11 protein-coding genes are annotated in these 12,192 nt (G+C 42.8%); 7 read left to right on the top strand and 4 right to left on the bottom strand.

The annotated features are described in order from the left end of the window. Window positions 1-626, top strand: a 626-nt coding sequence (locus WBJ10_RS03650) for a ferrochelatase (RefSeq protein WP_424288197.1), incomplete at its 5' end; no start/stop codon positions are given. Here the strand turns inward: WBJ10_RS03650 and WBJ10_RS03645 are convergent. The 3 genes from WBJ10_RS03645 to WBJ10_RS03635 form a co-directional block, all read right to left on the bottom strand. Further along, entirely contained in the window at window positions 616-1,851 is a 1,236-nt protein-coding gene (locus WBJ10_RS03645) for a 3-deoxy-D-manno-octulosonic acid transferase (RefSeq protein WP_424288196.1), read from the bottom strand. The two genes, WBJ10_RS03650 and WBJ10_RS03645, sit on opposite strands and share 11 nt — an antisense overlap. A 139-nt stretch (window positions 1,852-1,990) precedes the next feature. Further along, window positions 1,991-3,223: an ABC transporter permease gene (locus WBJ10_RS03640; protein ID WP_424288195.1), complete on the bottom strand. Its 1,233-nt coding sequence runs from the start codon at window positions 3,221-3,223 to the stop codon at window positions 1,991-1,993. Window positions 3,224-3,299: 76 nt separating this feature from the next. Continuing rightward, window positions 3,300-3,653: a HesB/IscA family protein gene (locus tag WBJ10_RS03635; RefSeq protein ID WP_424288194.1), complete on the bottom strand. Its 354-nt coding sequence runs from the start codon at window positions 3,651-3,653 to the stop codon at window positions 3,300-3,302. 17 nt (window positions 3,654-3,670) lie between these two features. Between WBJ10_RS03635 and WBJ10_RS03630 the strand changes: the two genes are divergently transcribed. The 6 genes from WBJ10_RS03630 to WBJ10_RS03605 all read left to right on the top strand — a co-directional run bounded on the left by WBJ10_RS03630 (window position 3,671) and on the right by WBJ10_RS03605 (window position 11,386). Then, the gene (locus tag WBJ10_RS03630) at window positions 3,671-4,282 is read left to right on the top strand and encodes a hypothetical protein (RefSeq protein WP_424288193.1); all 612 of its coding nucleotides are present in this window, start codon (window positions 3,671-3,673) and stop codon (window positions 4,280-4,282) included. 4 nt (window positions 4,283-4,286) lie between these two features. After that, window positions 4,287-5,831 carry an acyl-CoA mutase large subunit family protein gene (locus tag WBJ10_RS03625; protein WP_424288192.1) on the top strand — a complete coding sequence of 515 codons (1,545 nt, stop codon included), beginning with the start codon at window positions 4,287-4,289 and terminating at the stop codon, window positions 5,829-5,831. A gap of 27 nt (window positions 5,832-5,858) precedes the next feature. Further along, window positions 5,859-6,596, top strand: a complete 738-nt coding sequence (locus WBJ10_RS03620) for a 5'-nucleotidase C-terminal domain-containing protein (RefSeq protein WP_424288191.1) — start codon at window positions 5,859-5,861, stop codon at window positions 6,594-6,596. Further along, a complete protein-coding gene (locus WBJ10_RS03615) occupies window positions 6,574-7,521 on the top strand; it encodes a bifunctional metallophosphatase/5'-nucleotidase (RefSeq protein WP_424288190.1) in 948 nt (315 codons plus the stop codon). Before WBJ10_RS03620 ends, WBJ10_RS03615 begins: the two co-directional genes overlap by 23 nt. Window positions 7,522-7,618: 97 nt before the next feature. After that, window positions 7,619-9,046, top strand: coding sequence for a chromosomal replication initiator protein DnaA (dnaA, locus tag WBJ10_RS03610; protein WP_424288189.1), 1,428 nt, complete (start codon window positions 7,619-7,621; stop codon window positions 9,044-9,046). Window positions 9,047-9,226: 180 nt separating this feature from the next. Then, entirely contained in the window at window positions 9,227-11,386 is a 2,160-nt protein-coding gene (locus WBJ10_RS03605; RefSeq protein ID WP_424288188.1) for a PQQ-binding-like beta-propeller repeat protein, read from the top strand. Here WBJ10_RS03605 and WBJ10_RS03600 read toward each other — a convergent pair. Beyond that, window positions 11,383-11,934, bottom strand: coding sequence for an NUDIX hydrolase (locus tag WBJ10_RS03600; RefSeq protein WP_424288187.1), 552 nt, complete (start codon window positions 11,932-11,934; stop codon window positions 11,383-11,385). The two genes, WBJ10_RS03605 and WBJ10_RS03600, sit on opposite strands and share 4 nt — an antisense overlap. Window positions 11,935-12,192 lie beyond the last annotated feature (258 nt).

Here is a 12,192-nt window from a genome sequence, read left to right as displayed (position 1 = left end):
ACGCCTCAGCTAGTTCGGGATCAGTGCTTCAAAAAGTGATGGAATTGGTCAGTAAATGGCAGACGATCCCCAATATTTCATTCGTGAATTCTTTTCATGATAATGAATTAATGATCCGGGTGTTCGCTGAAAATGCGGAGAAATATGATCCTGCGAGTTACGATCATATTCTCTTCAGTTTTCATGGATTGCCACAGAGGCAGCTAATGAAGTCGGATGATACTGGAAGGCATTGCCTTAAAGTAAAGGATTGCTGTTCCACCCTGACCAATGATAATAAGTTTTGTTACTCGGCCCAATGTCACGATACAGCCCGCCTTATCGCAGCAAAGATGTCCTTGCCAGCCGATAAATACACCGTATGTTTTCAATCCCGCCTCGGTAAGGATCCATGGGTTCAGCCGTATACCAGTGTAGTAATCGAGGAACTTGCAAAAAAAGGCGTTAAACGCTTATTGGTATTCTGCCCTGCTTTCGTTGCTGATTGCCTGGAAACGGTTTACGAAGTGACTGTTGAATATGGCGATGAGTTCAAAAAATTGGGTGGAGAGCACGTGCAGTTAGTAGAGAGCTTGAATGATCATCCCCTTTGGATCGATGCACTCGAAGGCTTAGTTAAGAATTGATCAGGCCAGTTTTTTCAATGTAATCGAGTATTACCCGGGTTGCACCAGCTTTGTCGATAATATATTCTTTGGCGATTTTCCCCAGCTTGATTTTTACCTCTTGATCTTGAAGATAGGCCATTCTCTGCTTTAATGATTCGGAATCCTTTATGGAAAAGGAGGCGCCTTCTTGTACCAGATCTAAAGCCTCCTGGAATTTCTCATAATTTGGACCAAAAATAACGGGTAGACTGAATGCCGAGGCTTCCTGGGTATTGTGTATCCCAACTCTGAAGCCGCCGCCGATATAAGCTATATCTCCATACTGATAAAGGCTCGAAAGGGTTCCGATATTATCAATGATAAGTACCTGCTGATCATTATTGCTTTTGTTAATTTCAGAGAATTTTACAGAATTGGGGAAGAGTTTTTCTATTTCGCGGATGTGCTTCGAGTCTACTTCATGCGGAGCAATGATGAACTTCCAGTGAGGGTAGTCATTAGTAAGTGAGACGATCAGCACTTCATCTTCCGGCCATGTACTCCCTGCGATAAACACTTCCTTGTCAGCGACAAATTCTTCAACAGCTTTAATACGCGGGACTTGAGCCATGTTTTTAACGACCCGGTCAAATCGCGTATCGCCCGTTACGCTCACGTTTGTTTGTCCCACCGTAGCAAGCAATGTTTTACTTACCTCATTCTGTACAAAGAAATGGGACACCATTTTAAGCATCTTTCTATGCAAAAACCCATACCACTTGAAAAATGGCTGGTCTTTTCTGAAGATCCCGGATACAATAAAAAGAGGGATATTATTCTCGTGAAGCTGCTCAAAATAATGGTACCAGTATTCGTATTTCGTGAATATGGCTAATGTAGGTCGGACTAACTTTATAAATTCCACGGCATTTTCCCGGGTGTCAAGGGGAAGATAGAACACGTGATCGGCACCTTTATAATCCTTCCTGATTTCATAGCCGGAAGGTGAGAAGAAAGTAACCACAATAGAAATACCCGGATATCTGGACTTTAGCTCCTCCAAAACGGGCCTTCCCTGTTCAAACTCTCCGAGTGAAGCGAAGTGGAACCATACCCGTTGATTGCTGGGATTTATCTGAGAGGCTATTTTTTGCAACAGGTTTTTCCGGCCTTCAATCCAGGCTGTAGCTTTTTTGTTTCTCAGGGAGGCGAGAAATATTAAAAAACGATAAAACTGGATACCTAAGTTGTACAGAAAAAGCATTTTGAGAATAATGTCTTCGCCGAAGATAAGGCAAATCTATTAGCAGGGCTTAAAAATTAATGAAGATAGCATTGCCTGGTGATTAATACATGTATAGTCGAGCGAACATTTACCCTAAAAAGAAATCAATTATTCATTATTACTCGTACCGTAATGACTCAACAGGGTCAAGTTTGGAAGCTTTAATAGCAGGATATAAGCCCGAAATTAATCCCACTCCAATACACAGTGTTAATCCTAAAAACGTCCAGGCCCATGGCATGATGAATGAACCGCCCATGATCATGGAAAGCAGATTGCCGATGAGAATGCCAAGGAATACTCCGGTAATTCCTCCCATAAGGCATATCACAATAGCTTCAATCAGAAACTGACGCCTTATAACTATAGGAGTGGCACCAATGGCCTTACGGATACCAATTTCGCGGGTACGCTCAGTTACTGAAACGATCATTATATTCATGAGCGCAATTGCCGCACCGATTAATGTAATGGTACCAATAACGATTCCGCCCCAGCGGACATATCTTAGATTGTCGATAAAGGTTTGTGCGATGGCATCGCTTTTAGTGATTTCAAAGTTATTTTCATCAGTTACTTTAAGATTCCTGACATTTCTGAAAAGTGAAGTAGCCTCTCCAATGGCCGCTTCCATCTGTGCAGGATCGTCTCCTGTTACAGAGATAGTATAGGATGGGTTGCTTATGGTCATAACTTGCTTTGCCCGCAACAATGGAATAACGCAAACTTTATCGCCACCAAAACCTACACTTGAACCCTTAGCTTGAAATACCCCGATGACGCGGAATTTATTGTTTCCGATGTGGATGGTCTTATTTACCGGGTCGGAATCAGGAAATAGCCGTGTCTTAATTTCATCTCCGATAAGGACCACACTTGTTCCGTAATCCAGTTCAGACTGCGAGAAGTTACGGCCAGAAGCGAGCTTATAGCCGGCTGATGCCATATAGTTTTCATCAGCCCCAAGTACAGATATGTTGGGATTAGTTTTCTCATTCCCATATTTTACCGTACCGCCAAAGGAAGCGAAAACGTTCACGGAAATCATAGCCGGGAAAGTGAAGCTGTTTTTGAACTCAGTTGCCTGACGATAGTCAATAGCTTTATAACGTTTCGGACGTTGCCCGCCACCCCCAATTCGTATTCCAATTCCTCTGTTTCTTATGGTGAAGGAATTTGCCCCCATACTGGAGAAAGTATTGGTTAAAGAACCTTCTATCGCTTCAATGGAGGTTAGGATGCCCACCAGGGCAGTTATTCCTATGGCAATGATAATTGCAGTCAAAAATGTTCGTAGCTTGTTTCCTTTTACGGACTGCATAGCCACTTTAACATTTTCAGTATAATTCATCGTTGCCATAGTATAAATATAAAAAAAAGTCCTGCTGTTTTGACAGCAGGACTCCCTGAAATGTTACAATTTATTTTTAGACCGAGAATGAGGTACCGCATCCGCATGTACTGCTCGCATTGGGATTGCTGAATGTAAACCCGCGTGCATTAAGCCCGTCCTGGAAATCGACCTGCATCCCGGCAAGGTATAAGCCGTGTGCCTTGTGCATGAAAACTTTGATTCCATCAATAGAATATTCCTGATCACCATCTTTAGTCTGGTCGAATCCGAGAATATAATTCATACCGGCACAACCTCCGCCCTCAACACCTAAGCGAAGACCATAGTCATCTCCAAGTTCCTGTTGTTGAATCAACTTCCTAATTTCTTTTTTCGCTCCGTCGGTCAGTGTTACAGGAGCCACAGCGGCTGCAATTTCAGTACTCATATTTCTTTTAGAATGATATGACAAATATACGTGAAATTGCTCACTTTTGTGCTGACCGCAGGCTTTTTGACCATCTGTTAACAAATACATCATACATGAATCCAATTACTTATCTTCTGGACATCGTTAAGTTTGCGCTCGCGGGACTCATCGTTTTTTTTGCTGCGTGGTTTTTTGTCAAGGCATATCTTGATCAGCGGTTCAATTTTCGAATGATTGAATTAAAGAAAGAAAGCCTTAAACAAACACTTCCGCTCAGGTTGCAGGCCTACGAACGCACCATACTCTTTTTGGAGCGCATCAGCCCGCCGAACATGTTATTAAGACTCCATGTACCCGAAATGAGTGCGAAGGAAATGCAAAAGATTATTATCGCGGATATCCGCGCAGAATATCAGCACAATATTTCTCAGCAATTATATGTTAGTGCCACTACCTGGATGGTAGTAAAGAAAATTAAAGATGATACGGTGAGTATTGTCAATAGCGCAGGCGGGGCATTACCTGAAAATGCTTCCGCAGCGGATCTGAGCAGATCGATTTTAGTTCATCTCGCCGGACTTGAGTCCGAAAATCCTTATGATGTAGCACTGAACATTGTTAAAAAAGACGTTCAGGCATTATTCTAATTATATGCAGGAGAAAAAGATAGTTACCAGTTCCGGCATCGAGATCAGGGAGGTCTATTCCGAACCGAAAAGTCTGGAACAGCCGGGTGAATTCCCGTATACCCGTGGAATTCAGAAAGATATGTACCGCGGCAGGATGTGGACGATGCGTCAGTATGCGGGTTTTTCTACAGCGGAAGAATCTAATAAGAGATATCATTACCTTCTTTCTCAGGGGACAACGGGCTTGTCGGTAGCATTTGATCTTCCTACTCAGATCGGGTATGATTCAGACCATGTAATGTCTGAAGGTGAAGTTGGGAAGGTTGGGGTAGCTATCGATTCCCTTAAGGATATGGAAATGCTTTTCGATGGGATCGACCTTCAGAAGGTAACCACATCCATGACGATAAATGCTACTGCGCCTATACTTCTGGCCATGTACGTCAGCCTGGCTAAAAAGCAGGGTGCGGATCTGAATTTGATTTCAGGAACTATACAGAACGATATCCTAAAAGAATATGCTGCACGGGGTACATACATTTATCCCCCAAAGGCATCCATGCGTCTAATTACTGATGTCTTTGAATATTGTAGTAAGGAAATCCCGAAATGGAATACTATATCTATTTCCGGATATCACATACGTGAAGCAGGTTCAACAGCTGTTCAGGAACTTGCGTTCACCCTGGCAAACGGCAAAGCCTATTTGCAGGCTGCCATGAGCAAAGGGCTGGATATCAACATATTTGCCAAACGACTATCCTTCTTCTTTAATTGCCACAATAACTTCTTTGAAGAAATTGCGAAGTTTAGGGCTGCCAGAAGGATGTGGGCAGAGATCACTAAAACGCTTGGTGCCACAGATCCGGGTGCTCAAAAACTAAGGTTCCATACCCAAACAGGAGGTTCAACACTTACGGCTCAGCAACCACTGAATAATATAATAAGAGTCACCAACCAGGCAATGGCGGCAGTTTTAGGCGGAACGCAGTCGCTTCATACCAATGGTTACGATGAAGCGCTTTCCCTTCCAACCGAAGCGGCGGCTAAAGTAGCGCTGAGAACTCAACAGATCATAGCTTTTGAAAGCGGTGTTGCTGACACAGTGGATCCGCTTGCAGGATCTTACTTTGTAGAGTCACTTACAGATGAAGTCGAAAAGGAAGCCTGGAAATATATCCAGATTATAGATGCGAAGGGCGGCTCGGTAAATGCTATTGAGGAGGGTTATATTCAAAACGAGATAGCCAATTCAGCATATCTGTATCAAAAAGATATTGAAAACGCAGAAAGAACGTTAGTAGGTGTAAATAAATACGTCGATAGCGAAGGCCTTAGCATGGAAGTTTTCCGTGTGGATGATTCAATAAGGGAATTACAGACGGAAAAACTTAACAAACTGAAGTTAGAGCGCAATAGTGGACAAGTTAAATCTGCTTTGACCGCCCTTGCAATATCTGCCAAAAATGGAAGCAACACGATGCCTTTCATTCTTGCCGCTGTAGAAGCTTACGCAACCCTGGGTGAAATTGCAGATGTGCTAAGACATGAGTTTGGTGAATATTAATAATATGATGAATTATGGCTTGTTAATATGAGAATTTCATTCATTTGGAGCTGTGTAGTTCTTTTTGCCGTAACTTCTTGCTCACCTAAACTACAGCTAGCTAGTACCGAGAAGGCAGTTTATAGTATCTCTTCCGATCTGCCAAAGGATCAGAAAATTGTCGATTATTATCTGCCTTACAAATTGCGCCTCGATTCCATGATGAACGAAGTTGTGGCGGTTTCCGCTGTAGAGATCGGCAAAGGAAGACCCGAAGGCCTTTTAAATAATTTCATGGCAGATGCTATGGCTGACGCTGGTAAGTCGAATAATATCCCTTTTGATATGGCCTACACCAATTATGGTGGATTGCGTGTTCCTCTTCCAAAAGGAAATATAGCCTTATTTAACGTTTTTGAGTTAATGCCCTTTGAGAATATGATAACGACGGTTCAGTTTAATGGAACCGACATGAAACAATTTTTCGATTATATGGCATCCATGGGAGGAGATCCAATTTCGGGAGCGACTTACAAAATACGTGATAAAAAGGCCCTTGATATTAAAATTAATGGTCAGAAGCTTGATCCTGATAAAACGTACACTGTTCTCACCTCTGATTACATGGCCAATGGCGGCGACGGTGGCGAAATATTTTTGAAAGCCACAGGTAGAAAAGAATACAATATTAAACTGCGGGATGCCTTACTCATGTATATGAGGAAACAAAGCCATGCAGGAACAACACTTAATCCCAAAATTGATGGCAGGATCATCTTTGAATAGACGAGATTTTATCAGGGGTACAGCCGCTGGTGCGGCTCTATTAGCCATGGGTATTAGCCCTGAAAGCGTATACGCGAAGGATGACCTTGTCAAATTGGTGTTTCTCCATACGAACGACGTGCACAGCCGCATTGATCCCTTTCCTATGGATGGATCGAAGAACCAGGGAAGGGGAGGCGTTGCAGCCCGGTCTGCGCTGGTAAATAAAATTCGTCAGGAGGAGGAAAATGTTCTTCTGCTTGATGCGGGTGATATATTCCAGGGGACACCCTATTTTAATTTCTATGGCGGTGAACTTGAGATCAAAATGATGAGCATGATGGGCTATGATGCCGGCATTATGGGTAATCACGATTTCGATAACGGAATTGAGGGGTTTTACAAGCAATTACCGCACGCGAATTTCCCAATCCTGAATTCCAATTACGATTTCTCTGATACGCTATTAAGCGGGAAGACGCAACCTTTTAAAATATTCAGGAAAGATGGCCTCAAAGTGGGAGTTTTTGGCCTGGGTATAGAGTTGTCCGGACTAGTTAATAAACAGCAGTACAGTAACACGATTTATCTTGATCCTATTGCAAAAGCACTCGAAATGGAGAAGCTCCTGAAGCTTGGCCATAAATGCGATCTGGTGGTTTGTCTTTCTCATCTGGGGTATAAGTATGCAGGCCCCAAAGTTTCGGATGTCGTGCTAGCAAAAAGCACCAATCACATCGACTTGATCATTGGCGGCCATACCCATACATTTATGGATAAACCCGACTCAATTAGGAACTTATCAGGCACTGAAACCCTCATAAATCAGGTCGGTTTTGCCGGCATAAATCTGGGCAGAATTGATTTTATTTTCGACCGAAAAAATGGTCGGAAATTAAGTTACAGCTCTGATTTACAGGATATTCGAACTAATTTCAAAATTTAGTTTTTTAAACGGATTTTTTTCTGAATATTCGATGTTCCAAAGAGTTATTAACATTTCTCACGGCATCAGTTGTAAATCAGATTATTAGTAAAATTAAATGGAAAAAACTTGTACAGAGGTATGGAATAACTGCCTTCAGATCATTAAGGATAATATCCCGGCTCAGAGTTTTAAGACCTGGTTTGAGCCGATAAAAGCCTTACGTCTAGAGGGTAACGTGTTGACCATACAGGTGCCAAGTTTGTTCTTTTACGAATGGCTGGAGGAGCACTATGTAGGGCTGCTCCGAAAGACCGTAAAAAAGCAGTTAGGGGAGGAAGGAAGACTGGAGTATAACATCGTTGTGGAAAAGTCTTCGACCAGTATACCATATACAACCAATATGCCGTCAAATGGCAACGGAGCGGAGGGTAAAAACCAGTCGATGCCGATGCCCATTTCTTTGAATAAAGACATCAAAAATCCTTTCGTTATTCCGGGATTAAAGAAGCTTCAGGTCGATCCTCAGCTAAACCAGAATTATACGTTTGAGAATTTCATTGAAGGAGATTGTAACCGGCTCGCCCGTTCAGCTGGATATGCCGTTGCAGGCAAGCCAGGCGGCACGTCGTTTAACCCCCTGATGATATATGGCGGTGTAGGTCTTGGGAAAACTCATCTTGCCCAGGCAATAGGTAATGAGATCAAACGCACACTAACAGACAAACTGGTATTATATGTTTCATGTGAGAAATTCACCCAGCAGTTTGTGGATGCACTTAAAAACAATAATATTAACGATTTTGTGAATTTCTATCAGGCAATGGATGTCCTGATTATGGATGATGTCCACAACTTTGCCGGTAAAGAAAAAACTCAGGATATATTCTTCCACATCTTCAATCACTTGCATCAATCAGGAAAGCAACTAATTATTACGTCCGACAAAGCTCCTAAAGATCTTTCAGGACTGGAAGAACGGCTGCTTTCTCGTTTCAAATGGGGACTTTCCGCTGATCTTCAGATCCCTGATCTGGAAACCAGAATGGCAATCCTTAAGAAGAAGATGTACTCAGACGGCATTGAACTGCCAGGCGAAGTCATAGAGTACGTAGCTCACAACATTGATAATAATGTTAGAGAGCTCGAAGGTGCTATGGTGTCGCTTTTAGCACAGTCTACACTGAACAAAAAGGAGATTGATCTGGCCCTAGCCAAATCGATGCTGAAGAATTTTATTAAGAACTCCAGCAAAGAGATCTCTATGGAATATATTCAAAAACTGGTTTGTGAGTATTTTGAAGTGCCAATCGAGATGGTGAAATCAAAAACACGGAAACGCGAAATCGTTCAGGCGCGCCAGATTTCCATGTATCTTGCTAAGCTGCACACAAAAACTTCACTTAAGTCGATTGGGGCATTTTTTGGAGGCCGCGATCACTCGACAGTGATCTATGCGTGTCAGACAGTTGACGATCTTATTGATACCGACAAGAAGTTCAAAGGTTACGTTGCCGATATACAGAAGAAACTCAAGATGAGCTAGTCATTAGTTCTAACGTTTACAATCCCGCAGTTTTTCTGACGGGATTTTTTTATTTTCAGGTACGAGAGGAACTATTTTTGTCAATCGTCCACTGTCAATTGTCCACTGTTAAGACCTTCCTTGCTTTTCTTCACTTAAATTCTTTAATTGCTTATAGTTTCAACCTTAAGCAATATGCCAGTGAAAGCCATCCTATCTGGATTTTTTGTTTTATTAATACTAACAGGTCTGATATTTAATTCCAGCTCTGATTCTGGAGATAATGATTACTCTACATGGGCTAGTTATGGCGGAACCAAAGATGCTAACCGATATTCTTCCATTGATCAGATCAATTTAGAAAATGTTGGACAGTTAAAGGAGGCCTGGGTTTTTAATACTGGTGATAAAGATACAGCTAACCGGAGTGAGATGCAGTGCAATCCCATTGTGATCGATGGGACATTATATGTGACAAGTTCAAAGTTGAAACTGTTTGCCCTGGATCCTTCTACAGGAAAACAAAAGTGGGTATTTGATCCCAATACCAATGCTGATGAGAAAATTGGATTTGGAATAAACCGTGGCCTGATGTATTGGGAAGATAAAGCAGGAACTGACAGACGAATATTTTATGGCGTCGCGTCGAAACTTTATGCAGTAAGTGCAGAAAACGGGAATCCAGTTGATGGGTTTGGTATTAATGGATCGATTGAATTGAAAGAAGGGCTTGATATTCCCGATTCACAGGATGGCTCCCTGATCCTAAAAACCCCAGGGGTGGTTTTCAAGGATTTGCTCATTGTAGGAATGAGTCTATCTGAAGATGCAGATGCTTTGCCCGGGCATGTCAGGGCATTTGACGTGAGAACAGGAAAACGTAAATGGATATTTCACACCATTCCTCAACCCGGCGAGTTTGGATATGAGAGCTGGGAGGATAAGGATGCCTGGAAAAACATTGGAGGGGCAAATAATTGGACGGGTATGTCACTTGATGAAGAACGTGGAGTTGTTTACATACCCACTGGTACAGCATCTCCCGATTTTTACGGTGGTACCCGCAAAGGCTCCAATCTTTTCGCCAATAGTATCATTGCACTTGACGCTGCAAGCGGAAAGTATATCTGGCATTACCAGGTGGTTCATCATGATCTTTGGGACCGTGATCTTCCCGCTGCCCCCAACCTGATTACTGTCAATCACAAGGGCCGGAAAATAGATGCACTGGCACAAATTACGAAACAAGGGTATGTTTACTTACTTGACCGGACTAATGGTAAGCCTGTTTTTCCCATACCTGAAGTTCCTGTACCTCAGGAAGCCTTACCGGGCGAAAAGCCATGGCCAACACAGCCAATACCAACACTTCCTGAGTCTTTTTCAAGGCAGATATTTGGGCCTGGAGATGTCAGCGATCTTAGTCCTGAAACTCATAAGGAATTAATGGAAAGATATATTCAGATCAAAAATAGGAAGCAGTTTAACCCTCCAAGTAAGGAGGGTAACTGGATTTTTCCTGATTTTGGTGGTGGTGGTGAATGGGGAGGTGCTGCGGTTGATATGGAAACAAAGATCCTTTATGTCAATAGTAATGAAGTCCCTTCAACCCAGGTAATGCTGGATGCTCCTCAAACTGAAGGAACAGGTATTACTCCAGGGCGTGCAGTTTATAATAAATATTGCATTAGCTGCCACGGTGCTGAGTTGAAGGGTAGTGGTATTGAGTATCCTTCATTAGAGAATTTAAATAAGAAGTATAATGTGCAGCAGATTAGTCAGATAATTCAGCAGGGCCGAAACAGAATGCCTTCTTTTAAGCATGTCCCTGAATCGGAGAGAAAAAAATTGGCTGCCTACTTAAGCGGGACGGAAGATGTTTCCAAACAACAAAATACTGTTGCAGCGACTAAGCTAAGCAAGAAGAGTCAAATTCCCTATATCATGAAAGGATACGACCGGTTTGTGGACAAGGATGGCTATCCCGGCATCAAACCACCTTGGGGGACTTTGAATGCCGTGGATTTGAACAGCGGAAAACTGTTGTGGAAAGTGCCACTGGGTGAATATGCAGAATTGATCAAAAGAGGTTTGGGAATTACAGGTTCACGTAATTATGGCGGACCAGTAGTTACAAGAGGAGGCCTGGTATTTATAGCAGCAACTCCGGATGAAAAGATCAGGGCATTTGATAAGAATTCTGGAAGAATGGTTTGGGAATACAAACTACCTGCAGCAGGCTTTGCAAGTCCGGCAACTTATATGATCGATGGAAAGCAATTTCTGGTTATCGCTTGTGGCGGAGGTAAACTTGGGGCAAAATCAGGGGACAGTTATGTCGCGTTTGCTTTACCTGATTAGGAGATTAAGCCGAGTTTGATGAGGGCATAGAAAATTCCGCTCGTATGCAAGGCCTGTCCGAATGAATTGCTTAAAACAAGTTCCTTTAATTTCTCAAGGCTAACCAATTCAACGATTATTTCTTCTCCGCGGTCCAGTTTCTGATCTGATGTTTTAATTCCTCCAGTTGCGAGAAAGCAATGCGTCTTATTATTTGCTGTTGATGGGTTAGCATATAAATCCGCAAGGAATTCAAAAGAAGTAAATTCATAACCCGTTTCCTCCAGCAGCTCTCTTCGAGCGGCTTGTTCAGGAATTTCGTTTTCTTCGATTACTCCGCCCGGAAGCTCCAGAATCTCTTCTCCTGCGGCGTGCCTGTATTGTCTGACAAGGATTACCTGATTGTCTTCAGTAAGAGCAATGACGTTTACCCAGTTAGGATACTCCAGAACATAATAGTCCGGGATCATCGTTCCATCTGGCATTCTGCAGGTGTCTACCCTAAGAGTAGCCCATTGAGCCCGAACGAGATATTTAGAAGATATTTTTTTCCAGTTGAGGTTACTCATGATTTAAAAATGGAGAATTGAGAATGGAGAATTGAGAATTGAAATGCGAGAATGGAAATGCAATCGGTTACCCTTTGCGTTATGCCCATTCTCCATTCTCCACTCTCCACTCTCCATTTTCCACTTAATAATTACCAGGATCCACTTGCTCCCCCGCCACCAAAGCTTCCACCTCCAAATCCACCGAAGCCTCCGCCACCACCGCCGCCGAATCCACCACCACCTCCGGAGAAGCCTCCGAATCCACCACCGCTGCCT

The sequence above is a fragment of the Daejeonella sp. genome, assembly GCF_049655485.1.
Taxonomy (GTDB): domain Bacteria; phylum Bacteroidota; class Bacteroidia; order Sphingobacteriales; family Sphingobacteriaceae; genus Daejeonella.
Note: the sequence above shows the minus strand (reverse complement) of the source record. Positions and strands in the feature narration are given on the sequence as shown.

Coding starts and splice junctions, on each gene's coding strand:
- WBJ10_RS03635 (WP_424288194.1), bottom strand. CDS start 3,653: ATGAGTACTGAAATTGCAGCCGCTGTGGCTCCTGTAACACTGACCGAC.
- dnaA (WP_424288189.1), top strand. CDS start 7,619: ATGGAAAAAACTTGTACAGAGGTATGGAATAACTGCCTTCAGATCATT.
- WBJ10_RS03625 (WP_424288192.1), top strand. CDS start 4,287: ATGCAGGAGAAAAAGATAGTTACCAGTTCCGGCATCGAGATCAGGGAG.
- WBJ10_RS03615 (WP_424288190.1), top strand. CDS start 6,574: ATGGCAGGATCATCTTTGAATAGACGAGATTTTATCAGGGGTACAGCC.
- WBJ10_RS03630 (WP_424288193.1), top strand. CDS start 3,671: ATGACAAATATACGTGAAATTGCTCACTTTTGTGCTGACCGCAGGCTT.
- WBJ10_RS03600 (WP_424288187.1), bottom strand. CDS start 11,934: ATGAGTAACCTCAACTGGAAAAAAATATCTTCTAAATATCTCGTTCGG.
- WBJ10_RS03620 (WP_424288191.1), top strand. CDS start 5,859: ATGAGAATTTCATTCATTTGGAGCTGTGTAGTTCTTTTTGCCGTAACT.
- WBJ10_RS03640 (WP_424288195.1), bottom strand. CDS start 3,223: ATGAATTATACTGAAAATGTTAAAGTGGCTATGCAGTCCGTAAAAGGA.
- WBJ10_RS03645 (WP_424288196.1), bottom strand. CDS start 1,851: ATGCTTTTTCTGTACAACTTAGGTATCCAGTTTTATCGTTTTTTAATA.